Consider the following 15,766-nt stretch of genomic DNA (forward strand, 5'->3'; position numbering starts at 1 on the left):
TTCGACGTGATACCGGTGATATGAGCTTGTGATTGCTCGTCAGCTCTGCTTACTCTCCGATTTGCCCGCAGCTGCGGGCCCCGAACGCGGCACGCCGAATCCTGTCCACCGCGCCCTCGGGACACCGACCAGACCCGGACAGGAGCGGGGGACCCAAGTGTGAACGCCGTAGTCCCCACGGCTTGGGGTGAAGCCGCCGGGGAGCGGACGCAACCGCGTCCGGTCCCGCCGGCGGCCGGGCCAGCCTCCCGGTCCGAACCCGACAGCTCACCTCGCAGGCGTGCGGAGAGGAAGCACCATGCTGTTCACCGGCACCGGCCGTCATCGTCGTAGTACCAAGGCCGAGAAGGTCGTCGCCGCCGCCGGCGTCGCCTCCGTCGGTCTCGCCCTGCCCCTGCTCTCCGCCACCGGAGCGGCAGCCGCGCCCGCCGACACCTGGGACCGCGTCGCCCAGTGCGAGAGCGGCGGCAACTGGGGCATCAACACCGGAAACGGGTACTACGGCGGCCTGCAGTTCTCCTCCTCCACCTGGCGCGCCTACGGCGGCGGCCAGTACGCCCCCAGCGCCGACCAGGCGTCCCGCTCCCAGCAGATCGCGGTCGCCGAGCGGGTGCTCGCCTCCCAGGGCCCCGGCGCCTGGCCGGTCTGCTCCGGCAAGGCCGGACTGACCAAGGGCGGCGGCAGCTCCCAGGACACCGCCTCCCGCTCCCAGCAGCGCGCGGCCGCCCCCAAGGCGGCCCAGCAGCAGGCGCCGAAGACCAACAAGGCCCCGCAGACCGCCAAGACCCCGAAGCAGGCCCCCGCGCAGAGCGCCCCGGCCGCCAAGCAGCAGCCGCAGAACGGCGCCGCCGGCTACACCGTCCAGGACGGCGACACGCTGTCCGGGATCGCCGCCGCCCGGAACGTCACCGGCGGCTGGGAGCAGCTGTACCAGGCCAACCGCGGCGTGATCGGCGCGAACCCGGACCTGATCGTCCCCGGCCAGGTGCTCTCGCTCTGACGCCCCGGGCCGAGCACACCACGGTCTGACGATCCGTCCGCTCCGGGCGCGCGCAGCGCAGTTCGCGCCGCCCGGGGCGGACCGTCGGCGGGCAAACAGGTGAACTACCAGTGAGTAGCGGGGCCACACCGTGAGACGAGGCCCGGCCGGGCGTGGCCGCGAGGCGGTCTGCGGCTAGGCTCAGGTCGTAACGACCACACATCCGCTTCCGCTAGGAGATGCCTCGTGCCGTCCATTGATGTCGTCGTAGCCCGTGAGATCCTCGACTCCCGCGGCAACCCCACGGTCGAGGTCGAGGTCGGTCTCGACGACGGCAGCACCGGCCGCGCGGCTGTCCCGTCGGGTGCCTCCACCGGCGCCTTCGAGGCGCTGGAGCTCCGCGACGGCGACAAGAACCGCTACTTCGGCAAGGGCGTCGAGAAGGCCGTCCTCGCCGTCATCGAGCAGATCGGCCCCGAGCTGGTCGGCTACGACGCCACCGAGCAGCGCCTGATCGACCAGGCCATGCTCGACCTGGACGCGACCCCGGACAAGTCCTCGCTCGGCGCCAACGCGATCCTCGGCGTCTCGCTCGCCGTCGCGCACGCCGCCTCCGAGGCCAGCGACCTGCCGCTGTTCCGCTACCTGGGCGGCCCGAACGCCCACGTGCTGCCGGTCCCGATGATGAACATCCTCAACGGCGGCTCGCACGCGGACTCCAACGTCGACATCCAGGAGTTCATGATCGCCCCGATCGGCGCGGAGTCCTTCTCCGAGGCCGTCCGCTGGGGCGTCGAGGTCTACCACACCCTCAAGGGCGTGCTGAAGGAGCGCGGGCTCTCCACCGGCCTGGGCGACGAGGGCGGCTTCGCCCCGAACCTGGACTCCAACCGCGAGGCCCTCGACCTCATCACCGAGGCCATCAAGAAGGCCGGCTACACCCCGGGCAAGGACATCGCGCTCGCCCTGGACGTCGCCGCGTCCGAGTTCTACAAGGACGGCGCCTACCAGTTCGAGGGCAAGGCCCTGTCGGCCGCCGAGCTGATCGAGTACTACGCCGAGCTGGTCGCCGCCTACCCGCTGGTCTCCATCGAGGACCCGCTGGACGAGTCCGACTGGGACGGCTGGAAGGCCATCACCGACAAGCTCGGCGACAAGGTCCAGCTGGTCGGCGACGACCTGTTCGTCACCAACCCGGAGCGCCTGCGCAAGGGCATCGAGACCGGCACCGCCAACGCGCTGCTGGTCAAGGTCAACCAGATCGGCTCGCTCACCGAGACCCTGGACGCCGTCGAGCTGGCCCAGCGCAACGGCTACCGCTGCATGATGTCGCACCGCTCCGGCGAGACCGAGGACGTCACCATCGCCGACCTCGCCGTCGCCACCAACTGCGGCCAGATCAAGACCGGCGCCCCGGCCCGCTCCGAGCGCGTCGCCAAGTACAACCAGCTGCTGCGCATCGAGGAGATCCTCGACGACGCCGCCGAGTACGCGGGCCGCTCGGCGTTCCCGCGCTTCCGCTCTGCGGAGAAGTAAGCACAGTCGCTCCGCGGCCAAGTGAGCAGAGCCGCTCCGCGGACAAGCAGGCCCCGCGAGGGCCGAACGAGCCGCTGAGCCTGTTGTGACCGGTGCCCCGGCCTCCACCGCGTAGGGTGGGGCCGGGGCACCGGCATGCGCAGGAGGGGCGACCAGATGGCCAAGTGGAGAATTCCCGGACTGGCGGCGCGCCCGCGCTTCACCAGCCGGGCCACCGTGCTGGTGCTCGTGCTGTGCTCGCTGGTGGCGATCCTCGCCTACCCGACCCGGCAGTACATCGCGCAGCGCGCGGAGATCGCCGACCAGCGGGCCAAGGCCGAGCACGCCCGCCAGCAGGTCGACGAGCTGCGCCGGGCCAAGGCCCGCTGGCAGGACCCGGAGTACGTCAAGGCGCAGGCCCGGGACCGGCTGCACTACGCGCTGCCCGGCGAGACCCCGTTCGTCTCGGTCGCCCCGCCGCCCGCGCCGGGCGACAAGCAGTCCCCGGCGGACGCCGCCGGCCGGCCCAAGGCGGTCCGGCCCTGGTACTCCGCCTTCTGGGACTCGGTCGACGCCGCCGACACCGCCCTCGCCGCGCCGCCCGGCCGGCCCTGACGCCCCGTCACCCCAGCCGTTCCCCCCCATCCGTCCCCCACCTGACGAACAGACTCCTGATGAGCAACCAGAACCCTCCCGCGTCCGACGCACCCGCCGTCTCCGACCACGACGTCGCCGCCATCGCCGCCCAGCTCGGCCGGGTGCCGCGCGGGCTGCGCGCCGTCGCCCACCGCTGCCCCTGCGGCAACCCGGACGTGGTGGAGACCGCGCCCCGGCTGCCCGACGGCACCCCGTTCCCGACGCTCTACTACCTGACCTGCCCCAAGGCCGCCTCGCTGATCGGCACCCTGGAGGCGGACGGCGTGATGAAGGAGCAGACGGCCCGGCTCGCCGAGGACCCCGAGCTCGCCGACAAGTACCGCGCCGCGCACGAGGACTACATCGCCCGCCGGGACGCCGTCGAGGTGCTGGAGGGCTTCCCGAGCGCCGGCGGCATGCCGGACCGGGTCAAGTGCCTGCACGTGCTGGTCGGCCACTCGCTGGCGGCCGGCGAGGGCGTCAACCCGCTGGGCGACGAGGCGATCGGCATGCTGGAGGAGTGGTGGGCCAAGGGCCCGTGCGTCAGCCCCGCCGAGGTCGAGGCCGCCGGTGAGCGGGTCGCCCGCAACCGCGCCAAGGCCGAGGACCACGCCGCGGTGATCGCCGCCAAGGAGGCGCTGAGCGCCGAGCGCGCCGCCGCCCGCAAGGCCGCCGAGGAAGCCGGGGAGGGCGACGAGTCGTGACCGCCACCCGGGTCGCCGCCATCGACTGCGGCACCAACTCGATCCGCCTGCTGATCGCCGACCTCGACCCCGAGACCGGCGAGATCACCGACCTCGACCGGCGGATGCTGATCGTCCGGCTCGGCCAGGGCGTGGACCGGACCGGCCGGCTGCACCCCGAGGCGCTGGCCCGCACCTTCGCCGCCTGCCGCGAGTACGCGGAGGTCATCGCCGCGCACGGCGTCGGCCCGGACCGGATCCGGATGGTCGCCACCTCGGCCTCCCGGGACGCCGAGAACGCCGCCGAGTTCACCGCCGGGGTCAAGGAGATCCTCGGCATCACCCCGAGCGTGGTCAGCGGCGACGAGGAGGCCCGGCTCTCCTTCACCGGCGCCACCCGCGAGCTGCTCGGCGGCCCGCACCGCCCGCCGTACCTGGTGTTCGACCTGGGCGGCGGCTCCACCGAGTTCGTGCTCGGCGAGCAGGACGTGCGGGCCGCGCACTCGATGGACATCGGCTGCGTGCGGATGACGGAGCGTCACTTCGCGGGCGGGCAGCCCACCGAGGAGCAGATCGCCGCCGCCCGGGCCGACATCCGGGCCGCGCTGGACACCGTCGCGCAGAGCGTCCCGCTGGCCGAGGGCGCCACCCTGGTCGGCCTGGCCGGCACCGTCACCACCGTCGCCGGGATCGCGCTGGAACTGCCCGGCTACGACTCCGAGCGGATCCACCACGCGGTGCTGAGCGTCGAGCAGGTGCGGGAGACCGCGCAGTGGCTGCTGCACTCCTCGCACGCCGAGCGGGCCGCCGTCCCCGTGATGCACCCCGGCCGGGTCGACGTGATCGCGGCCGGCGCGCTGGTGCTGCTGGAGATCATGGAGCGCACCGGGGCCGCCGAACTGCTGGTCTCGGAGCACGACATCCTGGACGGCATCGCCTGGTCGATCGCCTGACCCGGACGCCGCGGGAGGCCCTCGCCACGGGTGCCGGAAGGCCCGGCGGGGGCCTCCCGGCGTGTCGCCGCAAGAAGCTTCGTGAATTTCTTCACATGCCGATCGGGCCTTTCGGCCCAGCGCGGTGTCCGGTCCGTCCGATATGTGGGACCGAAGGCACCCGGGGCGGGTCGTTCATGGGATCGCAGGCAACCCGGCGTTCACGCCGCAGAAATCGAAACCCCACTCGGGAACCCGTGCGGCGCAAGGATCGTTGCTGCTCAGCGCGGCACTGAGTGCCCCGCCGGTCGCCGCGGGCGTCCGGCCGGGCGGGTGGAACACCTCCGGGCCGGAAATGTGGGCGCGCAGTGTAGCACCCGGTGTCCAGGAGCTTGTGACGGGCCTCACGAATGGTCCGTCAGGCGGGGGTGGATACTTTCGGATATGAGCACCACGGAGCGTCCTCGCATCCTCATTGTCGGCGGTGGTTACGTCGGCCTGTATGCCGCGATGCGCATCCTCAAGAAGATGCGCTACGGCGAAGCGACCGTCACGGTCGTCGACCCGCGGTCGTACATGACGTACCTGCCCTTCCTCCCGGAGGCGGCCGGCGGCAACGTCGCCCCCCGCAACCTCGTCGCGCCGCTGCGCAGCGCCCTGAAGAAGGCGGAGGTGCTCACCGGTCACGTGACCGAGGTGGACCACGCCCGCAAGGTCGCCACCATCCAGCCCGCGGCGGGCGACTCCTACGAACTGCCCTTCGAGTACCTGGTCGTGGCGACCGGCTCGGTCTCCCGCACCTTCCCGATCCCGGGCCTGGCGGAGCACGGCATCGGCATGAAGACGGTGGAAGAGGCGATCAGCCTCCGCAACCACGTCATGGCGCAGCTGGACAAGGCCGAGTCGACCACCGACGAGGACGTCCGCCGCAAGGCGCTGACCTTCGTCGTCATCGGCGGCGGCTTCGCCGGCATCGAGACGGTCGCCGAGATCGAGGACATGGCGCGCGACGCCGCCAAGATCTACAAGACCGTCAGCCGCGACGACATGCGCTTCATCGTGGTGGAGGCGGCCAACCGCATCCTCCCCGAGATGGGCCCGGACCTGGGTCTGTGGACCAAGGGCCGCCTGGAGGAGCGCAACATCGAGGTCTACATCGAGACCTCGATGGACTCCTGCGTCGACCAGCACGTGGTGCTGAAGAACGGCATGGAGTTCGACGCCTCCACCATCGTGTGGACCGCCGGCGTGAAGCCGAACCCGGTCGTCAACCGCTTCGGTCTGCCGCTCGGCCCGCGCGGCCACGTCGACACCAAGCCGACCCTGCAGGTCCAGGGCTTCGACTACGTGTGGGCGGCCGGCGACAACGCCCAGGTCCCCGACCTGGCCGCCGGTGAGGGCGCCTGGTGCCCGCCGAACGCGCAGCACGCCGTCCGTCAGGCCGCCGTCCTCGGCGACAACGTGGTGGCCGGCATGCGCGGCTTCCCGCAGGCCGAGTACAAGCACAAGAACCTCGGTGCGGTGGCCGGCCTCGGCCTGCACAAGGGCGTGGCGATCCTGTTCGGCAAGGTCAAGCTCAAGGGCCGCCTCGCCTGGTACTTCCACCGCCTGTACCACGGCGCGATGGTCCCCACCATGAACCGCAAGATCCGGGTCTTCACCGACTGGACGCTGGCGATGTTCCTCAAGCGCGAGACCGTCGGCCTCTCGGAGATGGAGAAGCCGTTCGACGCCTTCCAGGAGGCGTCCGCTCCGCCGAAGCCCGCCGCCGCGGCCGAGCCCAAGAAGGAACTCGCCGCCAGCAAGTAAGCGGCAGGACCCGACACTTCGGGTACGAGTCGGAGGCCCTCCGCCCGGCAATGCCGCCGGACCACGTCCTCCGTGGTGCTCAGCCGGCCCTGCGCCGGGCGGAGTACAGCAATCGGTTGACGAAGGCCCCCACCCCCGCCGGGTGGGGGCCTTCGGGCGTTCCCGGGCCGCCGTCAGCCCTGATCGGCGGGCGCGGTGCGGTCGTTCAGGCGCTCGTGGCGCTGGCGGGCGGCCTGCGGGGTGCCGAGGCCGAGGCCGAAGGCGATCTCCTGCCAGGTCATCCCGCGGCCGCGGGCCATGGTGAGCAACCCGGCCTCCAGCTCGTCGAGTTCGGCCCGGACCAGGGGGAGCAGGGTGAGCGCGGCCGTCACGTCGGCCCGGTCGACCTCGGGCTCGCCCTCCTCGGCGAGGGCGGCGCCGCTGAGCAGGAAGGCGACCAGCCGGACCGCCTCGTGCGGGCCGAGCATCGCGGGGTTGGTCTGGCGGCGGCGCTGCTCGTCGGTGGCGGCGTGCCGCTCGGCGATCCGGAACAGCGAGGTGTAGACGCGCTGGGTGCGGGCGGCCTCCGCGTCCGGCGGGGAGAACGGGTCGGCGGGCTGCTGCGAGGAGTCGGTCATGGGCCCAGCATGCGCCGGTGAACGGCCGAGCGTCAACGGAATTGGTTGAACAGATCGTTCACTTCGTCCTGCCGGTGCGGCCCGGATCGCTGTAATCGGGCCATCACCGCAGGTCACGGTGGTTGTGCAGACTGGTGCCCAGAGCCGGACTCGAACCGGCACGACCTCTCGGTCAAGCAGTTTTAAGCTGCCCGTGTCTGCGTTCCACCATCTGGGCGTGAGAGCGCGGCAACCTCGAGTACTGAGCCTAGTCGGCCGGGCGAGGGTTTCGCATATTTCTCGCAACGGAAGTTGTCATGCTTCCATGACATCTGACGAAGCGTCTGTCATTTCAGCCAACCGGCCGCCGGTTCTCGGCCATCCCCTCTCTCGGGGTCCGGGTCATACCGCAGGAGGAGGGGCCGACGGCGGCCGTACGCCTCGGGGCGGGGCGGCAACCGTTCGACGGAGCGACGAATTCCAAGATCGTCAACGGGAGGATGGTGGAGCGGTCGCCGGCATGCCCGGGCCGCACCCCAGTGACGAACCGAACCTCCCGGACAGGAGTCCCCTTCGTGAGCACCTCGACCGCGTACGCAGCCCACACCGGTCTGGCGGCGGCCCGCGCCACCGGTCTGAACAAGGTCTACGGCGAAGGCGAGACCCGCGTCGTCGCACTGGACAACGTCTCGGTCTCCTTCGGCCGGGGCGAGTTCACCGCGATCATGGGCCCGTCCGGCTCCGGCAAGTCCACCCTGATGCACTGCATGGCGGGCCTGGACACCGTCTCCTCCGGCTCCGCGACCATCGGCGACACCGAGCTGGTCGGGCTGAAGGACAAGCAGCTGACCAAGCTGCGCCGCGACAAGATCGGCTTCATCTTCCAGGCGTTCAACCTGCTGCCGACGCTGACCGCGCTGGAGAACATCACCCTGCCGATGGACATCGCCGGCCGCAAGGTCGACAAGCCCTGGCTGGACCGCGTGGTGGAGACCGTCGGCCTCTCCGGCCGGCTCTCGCACCGTCCGGCGCAGCTCTCCGGCGGCCAGCAGCAGCGCGTGGCCTGTGCCCGCGCGCTGGCCTCCAAGCCGGAGATCATCTTCGCCGACGAGCCCACCGGCAACCTGGACTCCCGCTCCGGCGCCGAGATCCTCTCCTTTCTGCGCAACTCGGTGCGCGAACTCGGCCAGACCGTCGTGATGGTGACGCACGACCCGGTCGCCGCCTCCTACGCGGACCGCGTGGTCTTCCTCGCCGACGGCCGGATCGTCGACGAGCTGACCCACCCCACCGCCGACTCCGTCCTCGACCGGATGCGTCGCTTCGACGCCAAGGGCCGCACCAGCTGACGCCGCGTCAGCCGACACTCCCGCAGCGCCGGACCCCATCACCCCAGGACTGACCCCATGTATCGCACCGCACTGCGCAACGTGCTGGCCCACAAGGGCCGACTGCTGATGACGGCACTCGCCGTCATGCTGGGCACCGCCTTCGTCGCCGGCACCCTGGTGTTCTCGGACACCATGGGCCAGGCCATGCGCAACAGCTACTCCAACAGCTACTCCGACGTCTCGGTGCTGGTCACCGACCACGAGGCCGGCGGCTTCTCGCGCGGCCCCAAGGCGCCGGACGGGAAGCAGCAGCAGCCGCTGACCGACGCCACCGTCCGCGAACTGACCGCGCTGCCCGGCACCGAGCGGGCCCGCGGCGTGGTCGCCGGCTTCACCGGCGTCGCCGACCCGAAGGGCAACCTGGTCGCCGAGGCCTGGAACTCCCGCGGCGCCAACTTCGTGCCGGACGGCTCCGGCCAGGACCCGCGCTACCCGATGGCGCAGGGCCGCGGCCCGCAGAAGGCCGGCGAGATCGCGCTCAACCGGCAGGCCGCCGACAAGGCCGGCTACCACGTCGGCGACAAGGTCCGGGTGGCCGGCAACGGCGCCGCCGAGGACACCACCCTCACCGGCGTCTTCACCACCGACGACCCGCAGGTCAGCTCCGGCGGCACCCTGGTGCTGATGGACACCGCCACCGCCCAGCAGCGCCTGCTGGAGCCCGGCCGGTACAGCTCGATCGTGCTGACCGCCAAGGCCGGCACCGCCGAGAACACCCTGCTGGACGAGGCCCGGGCCAAGCTGCCCGCCGACTCCATCGACCTGCAGACCGGTCAGCAGCTCAAGGACGAGCAGACCAAGATGGTCGCCGGCATGGTCAGCGGGACCAAGACCATGCTGCTGGTGTTCGCCGGCATCTCGCTGTTCGTCGGCATCTTCATCATCGTCAACACCTTCACCATGCTGATCGCCCAGCGCCTGAAGGAGCTCGCGCTGCTGCGCGCCGTCGGCGCCGGCCGCGCCCAGGTCACCAACTCGGTGCTGGTCGAGGCGCTGCTGATCGGCGTGATCGCCTCCGCGACCGGCCTGCTCACCGGCATCGGCATCGGCGCCGGCATGCAGTCCCTGCTGCACTCGGTGAACGAGGGCCTGCCCACCGGCTCGCTGGTGCTCGCCCCCGTCACGGTGATCGCCACCCTGGTGGTCGGCATCGTGGTCACCGTGCTGTCCGCGCTGATCCCCGCGATCCGCGCCTCCCGGATCCCCCCGGTCGCGGCGATGAGCAGCGGCGACATCCCCACCACCCAGCGCGGCCTGGTGATCCGCAACGTGATCGGCGCGGTGATCGCCGGCGGCGGCATCGCGCTGATCCTGGCCGGCGCGTCCGGCAAGGGCAGCGGTGCGCAGGCGCTGCTGGAGCTCGGCGCCCCGCTCACCATGATCGGCATCTTCGTCCTGCTGCCGCTGCTGTCCCGCCCGGTGATCGCGCTGGTCGGCCCGCTGCTCGGCAAGGTGTTCGGCACCCCCGGCAAGCTGGCCCGCCGCAACGCCGTCCGCAACCCGCGCCGCACCGCCAGCACCGCGGCCGCGCTGACCATCGGCCTGACCCTGGTCACCGCGCTGACCGTGATCGGCAACTCGGTCACCACCGCCGTCACCAAGATGGTCGGCAGCTCCATGAAGGCCGACTACGTGGTCTCCATGGCCAACGGCCACGAGCTGTCGCACGACCTGCCGGCGCTGATCTCCAAGGCGAACGGCGTGACCGCGGTCAGCCCGGTCGGCAACGTGATGTGGACGGTGGCCGGCCAGGACCGGGCCGTCATGGGCATGGACGCCGCCTCCTTCGACCAGCTGGTGGCGCTGGACATGAAGTCCGGCTCGACCGGTTCGCTGAAGCAGGGCCAGATCCTGGTCAACGACGAGTTCGCGGACAAGCACCAGCTCGCCCAGGGCTCCGCCGTGAAGATCGAGGTGGGTGACGGCAAGTCGGTGGACGCCACCGTCGGCGGCGTCTTCGAGCGCAACGACGGGGTGTCGCCGATCATCGCCCCGAACGCGATGATCGACCAGTACGAGCCCGACGCCTACGTCAACGAGATCATGGTCAAGGGCGCCAACGGCCCGTCCGCGGAGCTCAAGCAGTCCATCAAGGACGCCACCGGCCGCAACCCGGTCATCGAGGTGCTGACCGAGAAGGACATGGTCGACCAGTTCAGCCGGATCATCACCAACGCGCTGAACATCATGTACGGCCTGCTCGGCATGGCGGTGATCGTCGCCGTCCTCGGCGTGATCAACACGCTGGCCATGTCGGTGTTCGAGCGCAAGCGCGAGATCGGCATGCTGCGGGCGATCGGCCTGGACCGGCGCGGCATCAAGCGGATGGTGCGCATCGAGTCCGTGGTGATCTCGCTGTTCGGCGCCGTGATCGGCGTCCTGCTCGGCTGCTTCCTGGCCTGGGCCGCCGCCCGGGTGCTCGCCTCCGACCTGAAGGGACTGACCACGGTGATCCCGTACGGCAGTGTGCTGCTCTTCCTCGGCCTGGCCGCGCTGGTCGGCATCGTCGCCGCCCTCTGGCCGGCCCGCCGGGCCTCCCGGATGGACATCCTCGCCAGCATCAAGACCGACTGACGGTCCGTCAATCGCCGCGCCGCCCGCCCCCGCAGTCCGGGGGCGGGCGGCGCGGCCGTTCGCGGCGGGCCCGGTCAGCGGGTCTCGATCACGACCTTCTCGATCACCACGTCCTGCACCGGGCGGTCGTTGCGCCCGGTCTCGGCGCCGGCGATCGCGTCGACCACCTGCTGGCTGGCCGCGTCGGCGACCTCGCCGAAGATGGTGTGCTTGCCGGTCAGCCAGGTGGTCGGGGCGACCGTGACGAAGAACTGCGAACCGTTGGTGCCCGGGCCCGCGTTGGCCATCGCCAGCAGGTACGGCTTGGTGAACGCCAACTCCGGGTGGAACTCGTCGGCGAACTTGTAGCCCGGGCCGCCGGTGCCGTTGCCCAGCGGGTCGCCGCCCTGGATCATGAAGCCTTCGATGACCCGGTGGAACACCGTGCCGTCGTACAGCGGCGCGTTGCTGGGCTGCCCGGTGCTCGGGTCGATCCACTGGCGCTCGCCCGTCGCCAACTCGACGAAGTTCTTCACCGTCTTCGGGGCGTGGTTCGGCAGCAGCCGGATCACGATGTCGCCCTTGTTGGTCTTCAGGGTGGCGTACAGCTCCTCGGCCATCCGGGGGGCCGCCTTTCTGATCGGTTGTCAGTTGCGCCCCCCACCCTGCCCCCTCGGAGGCCCCGCGCGCAGGCGACACGGGATCCTCCTCACGGCTGACGCGGAATACTTTGCCAAACCATTACTGTTGTGGGCTGAGTGGGTGGTGCTGTACCGCCCCGGAGGGAATGTGATGAGAAGCAGAAACCCGGTCTTCTCGCGGGAGGGGTCCTTCACCCGCGACAACCAGTACGCGGGGTTCGGCACGCAGCCGGCCGGGCAGCAGGCCCAGGCGTACGGCAACCCGTACGCCGGCAACCCGTACGCCGACAACGTCCACGGCCGGCAGGCCGGCGGCCGGCCGCTGACCGACCAGCAGCTCGCCGAGATGTACGGCGCCCCCGCCGCGGGCCCGGCCCAGACCGGCCGGATGACGCTGGACGACGTGGTCGCCCGCACCTCGATGACGCTGCTGGCGCTGGTCGCCGCCGCCGCGCTGGCCTGGTTCGTGGTGCCGGTCGAGAACTTCGCGCTGGCCGGCGTCGCCGCGATCGCCGCGATGGTGGTCGGCCTGGTGATCAGCTTCAAGCGGAGCGTCAACCCGGCGCTGATCCTGGCGTACGCGGGCCTGGAGGGCTTCTTCCTCGGCGCGATCAGCAAGGCCTTCAACGCCCTCCTGCCGGGCATCGCCATCCAGGCCGTGCTGGGCACCACCGCAGTGTTCGCCGCCACGCTGATCGCCTACAAGAGCGGCCGGATCCGGGTCACCCCCCGGTACACCCGGATCGGCATCTCGATCGCCATGGGCTTCATGATCCTGATGCTCGTCAACCTGGTGGCGACGGCGTTCGGCGCGGACTTCGGGTTCCGCTCCGGCCCGTTCGGCATCGTGGTCGGCATCGTCGGCATCGCCCTCGGCGCGTTCTTCCTCACGCTGGACTTCAACGAGGTCGAGGAGGGCATCCGGCACGGCGCCCCCGAGCGCGAGGCCTGGCGGGCCGCCTTCGGGCTGACGCTCTCGCTGGTCTGGATCTACCTGGAGATGCTGCGCCTGATCGCCATCCTGCGCGGCGACGACTGAGCACGGCGGCAGTGACGCGGCGGGCCCCGGAGGAGACGACCTCCGGGGCCCGCCGCGTTCCGTCCGGCCCCGGCCCGGCTACCCTCGGGGCCATGTCCGAGCACCACCCCGCCACCGCCGACCGGTTGACCGCCGCCGTGGACCGGCTGGCCGACCGCTTCCGCGCGATGCCGCAGAGCCGCCTGCTGGGCGCCGTCCCCGACCACCCCTCGCGGGCCGCCGCGGCGCTCGCCCTGGCCGGCCGGCTGGCCGACGCCGCCCGCGCCCTGGAGGGCCTGCCGCCGCTGCCCGTCCCCGACTGCGGGGTGTTCGCGGTCGGCGACCAACTCGCCGTCACCGGCCACGACCTGGCCGCCGCGGCCGCCGACCGCCCCGAGGCGCTGGCTGCCGCCCTCGCCGACCTCGAAGCCACCGACCGGCTGACCTCCTGACGCCCCGTCAGCCGCGGAACGGCGAAGGGGCGCCGGTCGCACGGGCAACCCCTCGCCGTGCGGCCGGCGCCCCGAAGTCCGGGCGCGGACGGGTCAGATGGAGGCCACCACCCGGTCCGCCAGCACGTAGACGGCCTCGTCGTCGGTGGAGAAGGTCAGCGAGTACGAGCCGGAGAACCGCGAGCCGCCGAGCAGCCGGACGTCCTCGCCCGCTCGGACGGCGTCGATCAGCCGGTACGCGGCCTCCCGGTCGCCCGGGGCCACGCACAGCGTGGTGCCGTCGGCGAAGGCGTACACGTCCAGCGTGCCGAGCGGGCCGGGGCGGACGTCGGTGAGGGCGATCCGCTCCTCGGCGAGCGCGGCCAGCCGGTCGTCGGTCCACTCCCGGGACGGGGTGGGGCTGGGCACGAAGTCCGGGTGCGAGGGGTGCCGGCGCGGGTCGGGCGCGGCGGCGGGCTCGCTCTCGGCGTCCAGCAGCCCGGCCTCCAGGCCGGTGGCCAGCAGGTCGGCCTCGCGGCGGGCCTTCACGTCGCCGTTGTCCGCCGGGGCCGGGAAGCCGCCGCCCTGCCCGGGGTGCCGGGCCGCGCCGTCCGCCGAACTGCCCTCCGCCGGGCCCTCCTTGACCAGGTCCTCCAGCGCGTGCCGCAGCGCCTCGCCGAACTCCGGGTCCATCACGCCGTTGTTGTCGGCGGCCTCCTGCGGCCCGGTCGGGCGCGGGAAGAAGATCGGCCAGTCCTCGCCGGCGGTGGTGAACGGGGTGTCGAACAGCGGCGCGTCCTCGGCGGCGCGCGCCTCCTGCTCGGCCCAGAACGCCCGCGCCTCGGTGATCTCCCGCTCCCGGTCGGCGGCGAGCGCCTCGGCCACGGCGCGGCGTATCAGCGCCTCGTCGAGCTGCGGGGCGGACTGCGCGGCGCTCTGCGCGGCGTCCAACTTCCGCCCCAGCACGCGGAGGTGGAGCAGGACGGCGGCGGTCAGGGCGATCAGGGCCAGCAGCAGGGAGGTGTGGACGACGCTCACGGAACGTACTCCCAACGAGGGGCGGAACGGGGTTACGCCTCCACACTGCCGTATCGGCGGCCGTTACTGCAGGGGCTGATGTCCGATTTGCTGTTGACTTTCCTACTTGTCCTCAAATTGTTAGGTAATACCGTTCCACGCAGCGGAGTTGATCCATTCCGGTGCGTCGACATTCCGCTCCCGGAAGGCGAAAAAACGGGCCGGATCGCACCTCGGGTGTGATCCGGCCCTCAATTACGCTCGGTGACTCCGGACGGGTGAGACACCCGTCACGGCGCCGCCCCCGCGATCAGCTCAGCCGCTCGACGACCATCGCCATGCCCTGGCCGCCGCCGACGCACATGGTCTCCAGGCCGAACTGCTTGTCGTGCCACTGCAGGGAGTTGATCAGCGTGGTGGTGATCCGGGCGCCGGTCATGCCGAACGGGTGGCCGACCGCGATCGCGCCGCCGTTGACGTTCAGCCGGTCCAGGTCGATGCCCAGGTCCCGGTACGACGGGATGACCTGCGCCGCGAACGCCTCGTTGATCTCGACCAGGTCGATGTCGCCGATCGACAGGCCGGCCCGCTTCAGCGCCTGCTTGGACGCCTCCACCGGGCCGTAGCCCATGATCTCCGGCGACAGCGCCGAGACGCCGGTGGAGACCACCCGGGCCAGCGGGGTGATGCCCAGCTCGCGCGCCTTGGTGTCCGACATGATCACCAGCGCGGCCGCACCGTCGTTCAGCGGGCAGCAGTTACCGGCGGTCACGGTGCCGTCCGGGCGGAACACCGGCTTCAGGCCGGACACGCCCTCCAGCGTCACGCCCGCCCGCGGGCCGTCGTCCGCGCTCACCACGGTGCCGTCCGGCAGCGTCACCGGGGTGATCTCGCGCTGCCAGAAGCCCGCCTTGATCGCGGCCTCCGCCAGGTTCTGCGAGCGCACGCCGAACTCGTCCTGCTCGGCCCGGGTGATGCCCTTCAGCGCGGCCAGGTTCTCCGCGGTCTGGCCCATCGCGATGTACGCGTCCGGCAGCAGGCCGTCCTCGCGCGGGTCGTGCCACTCGCCGCCGCCGTTGGCGGCGCGGTGCGCGGTGCGCGCCTGCGCCTCGTCGAACAGCGGGTTCATGGTGCCCGGCATGCCGTCCGAGGTGCCGTGGACCGACCGCGAGACGGTCTCCACGCCGGCCGAGACGAAGACGTCGCCCTCGCCCGCCTTGATCGCGTGCAGCGCCATCCGGGTGGTCTGCAGCGAGGACGAGCAGTAGCGGGTGATGGTGGCGCCCGGCAGGTAGTCCATGCCCATCTGCACCGCGACGATCCGGGCCAGGTTGTGGCCCTGCTCGCCGCCCGGCAGGCCGCAGCCCAGCATCAGGTCGTCGATCTGCCGCGGGTCCAGCTCCGGGACCTTGGCCAGCGCGGCGCCGATGATCTGCGCGGTCAGGTCGTCCGGGCGGATGTCCTTCAGCGAGCCCTTGAAGGCCCGGCCGATCGGCGAACGGGCGGCGCTGACGATGACGGCTTCGGGCATGGCGGGCTCCTCGCTGAGTGACCTCGGGACGCGA

General features: G+C 71.7%; 14 protein-coding genes, 1 tRNA gene and 1 riboswitch. Of the genes, 10 read left to right on the plus strand and 5 right to left on the minus strand.

Annotated features, from left to right (window positions below):
* Positions 1-115 precede the first annotated feature (115 nt).
* A riboswitch (cyclic di-AMP (ydaO/yuaA leader) is annotated at positions 116-295 on the plus strand.
* A 3-nt stretch (positions 296-298) separates the two neighbouring features.
* The 6 genes from KCH_RS46130 (at position 299) to KCH_RS22005 (ending at position 6,554) form a co-directional block, all read left to right on the plus strand.
* The gene (locus tag KCH_RS46130; RefSeq protein ID WP_035865410.1) at positions 299-1,000 is read left to right on the plus strand and encodes a LysM peptidoglycan-binding domain-containing protein; all 702 of its coding nucleotides are present in this window, start codon (positions 299-301) and stop codon (positions 998-1,000) included.
* Positions 1,001-1,225: 225 nt separating this feature from the next.
* Positions 1,226-2,515 carry a phosphopyruvate hydratase gene (gene eno, locus KCH_RS21985; protein ID WP_035865411.1) on the plus strand — a complete coding sequence of 430 codons (1,290 nt, stop codon included), beginning with the start codon at positions 1,226-1,228 and terminating at the stop codon, positions 2,513-2,515.
* A 156-nt stretch (positions 2,516-2,671) separates the two neighbouring features.
* A complete protein-coding gene (locus tag KCH_RS21990) occupies positions 2,672-3,109 on the plus strand; it encodes an FtsB family cell division protein (RefSeq protein WP_244305399.1) in 438 nt (145 codons plus the stop codon).
* 59 nt (positions 3,110-3,168) lie between these two features.
* A complete protein-coding gene (locus tag KCH_RS21995) occupies positions 3,169-3,834 on the plus strand; it encodes a DUF501 domain-containing protein (protein ID WP_035865416.1) in 666 nt (221 codons plus the stop codon).
* Positions 3,831-4,766, plus strand: a complete 936-nt coding sequence (locus KCH_RS22000; RefSeq protein WP_035865418.1) for a Ppx/GppA phosphatase family protein — start codon at positions 3,831-3,833, stop codon at positions 4,764-4,766. Before KCH_RS21995 ends, KCH_RS22000 begins: the two co-directional genes overlap by 4 nt.
* Before the next feature lie 423 nt (positions 4,767-5,189).
* Positions 5,190-6,554, plus strand: coding sequence for an NAD(P)/FAD-dependent oxidoreductase (locus KCH_RS22005; RefSeq protein WP_035865421.1), 1,365 nt, complete (start codon positions 5,190-5,192; stop codon positions 6,552-6,554).
* Between the two features lie 173 nt (positions 6,555-6,727).
* Here the strand turns inward: KCH_RS22005 and KCH_RS22010 are convergent, their stop codons facing one another.
* Together KCH_RS22010 and KCH_RS22015 are read right to left on the minus strand one after the other, a co-directional pair.
* Positions 6,728-7,171 carry a hypothetical protein gene (locus tag KCH_RS22010; RefSeq protein ID WP_035865423.1) on the minus strand — a complete coding sequence of 148 codons (444 nt, stop codon included), beginning with the start codon at positions 7,169-7,171 and terminating at the stop codon, positions 6,728-6,730.
* Between the two features lie 132 nt (positions 7,172-7,303).
* Positions 7,304-7,388, minus strand: a tRNA-Leu gene (locus KCH_RS22015).
* Positions 7,389-7,650: 262 nt separating this feature from the next.
* Here KCH_RS22015 and KCH_RS22020 point away from each other — a divergent pair.
* Together KCH_RS22020 and KCH_RS22025 are read left to right on the plus strand one after the other, a co-directional pair.
* The gene (locus KCH_RS22020; RefSeq protein WP_425268798.1) at positions 7,651-8,499 is read left to right on the plus strand and encodes an ABC transporter ATP-binding protein; all 849 of its coding nucleotides are present in this window, start codon (positions 7,651-7,653) and stop codon (positions 8,497-8,499) included.
* Between the two features lie 57 nt (positions 8,500-8,556).
* Positions 8,557-11,115 (plus strand): ABC transporter permease, encoded by a 2,559-nt coding sequence (locus KCH_RS22025; RefSeq protein WP_035865425.1) that lies wholly within the window; start codon positions 8,557-8,559, stop codon positions 11,113-11,115.
* 74 nt (positions 11,116-11,189) lie between these two features.
* Here KCH_RS22025 and KCH_RS22030 read toward each other — a convergent pair whose 3' ends face one another.
* On the minus strand, positions 11,190-11,714 hold the full coding sequence (locus KCH_RS22030) for a peptidylprolyl isomerase (protein WP_035865427.1): 525 nt from the start codon (positions 11,712-11,714) through the stop codon (positions 11,190-11,192).
* A gap of 172 nt (positions 11,715-11,886) precedes the next feature.
* On the opposite strand from KCH_RS22030, the gene KCH_RS22035 reads away from it, so the two are divergent.
* Positions 11,887-12,774 carry a Bax inhibitor-1/YccA family protein gene (locus tag KCH_RS22035; protein WP_035865429.1) on the plus strand — a complete coding sequence of 296 codons (888 nt, stop codon included), beginning with the start codon at positions 11,887-11,889 and terminating at the stop codon, positions 12,772-12,774.
* 92 nt (positions 12,775-12,866) lie between these two features.
* The gene (locus KCH_RS22040; protein WP_051654008.1) at positions 12,867-13,205 is read left to right on the plus strand and encodes a hypothetical protein; all 339 of its coding nucleotides are present in this window, start codon (positions 12,867-12,869) and stop codon (positions 13,203-13,205) included.
* A gap of 93 nt (positions 13,206-13,298) precedes the next feature.
* On the opposite strand, the gene KCH_RS22045 is transcribed toward KCH_RS22040, so the two are convergent.
* Together KCH_RS22045 and KCH_RS22050 are read right to left on the minus strand one after the other, a co-directional pair.
* Complete coding sequence (locus tag KCH_RS22045; protein ID WP_051653334.1) at positions 13,299-14,222, minus strand: hypothetical protein; 924 nt, start codon at positions 14,220-14,222, stop codon at positions 13,299-13,301.
* Positions 14,223-14,511: 289 nt separating this feature from the next.
* Positions 14,512-15,732: an acetyl-CoA C-acetyltransferase gene (locus tag KCH_RS22050; protein ID WP_035865431.1), complete on the minus strand. Its 1,221-nt coding sequence runs from the start codon at positions 15,730-15,732 to the stop codon at positions 14,512-14,514.
* Positions 15,733-15,766: the final 34 nt, after the last annotated feature.

The sequence above is a fragment of the Kitasatospora cheerisanensis KCTC 2395 genome (assembly GCF_000696185.1).
GTDB classification, from domain to species: Bacteria; Actinomycetota; Actinomycetes; order Streptomycetales; family Streptomycetaceae; genus Kitasatospora; species Kitasatospora cheerisanensis.

Bases quoted from the DNA above. Each gene is read 5' to 3' on its own strand.
- KCH_RS22025 (WP_035865425.1), top strand. From the start codon at position 8,557: ATGTATCGCACCGCACTGCGCAACGTGCTGGCCCACAAGGGCCGACTG.
- KCH_RS46130 (WP_035865410.1), top strand. From the start codon at position 299: ATGCTGTTCACCGGCACCGGCCGTCATCGTCGTAGTACCAAGGCCGAG.
- KCH_RS22040 (WP_051654008.1), top strand. From the start codon at position 12,867: ATGTCCGAGCACCACCCCGCCACCGCCGACCGGTTGACCGCCGCCGTG.
- KCH_RS21995 (WP_035865416.1), top strand. From the start codon at position 3,169: ATGAGCAACCAGAACCCTCCCGCGTCCGACGCACCCGCCGTCTCCGAC.
- KCH_RS22030 (WP_035865427.1), bottom strand. From the start codon at position 11,714: ATGGCCGAGGAGCTGTACGCCACCCTGAAGACCAACAAGGGCGACATC.
- KCH_RS21990 (WP_244305399.1), top strand. From the start codon at position 2,672: ATGGCCAAGTGGAGAATTCCCGGACTGGCGGCGCGCCCGCGCTTCACC.
- KCH_RS22050 (WP_035865431.1), bottom strand. From the start codon at position 15,732: ATGCCCGAAGCCGTCATCGTCAGCGCCGCCCGTTCGCCGATCGGCCGG.
- KCH_RS22035 (WP_035865429.1), top strand. From the start codon at position 11,887: ATGAGAAGCAGAAACCCGGTCTTCTCGCGGGAGGGGTCCTTCACCCGC.
- KCH_RS22010 (WP_035865423.1), bottom strand. From the start codon at position 7,171: ATGACCGACTCCTCGCAGCAGCCCGCCGACCCGTTCTCCCCGCCGGAC.
- KCH_RS22005 (WP_035865421.1), top strand. From the start codon at position 5,190: ATGAGCACCACGGAGCGTCCTCGCATCCTCATTGTCGGCGGTGGTTAC.
- KCH_RS22020 (WP_425268798.1), top strand. From the start codon at position 7,651: ATGGTGGAGCGGTCGCCGGCATGCCCGGGCCGCACCCCAGTGACGAAC.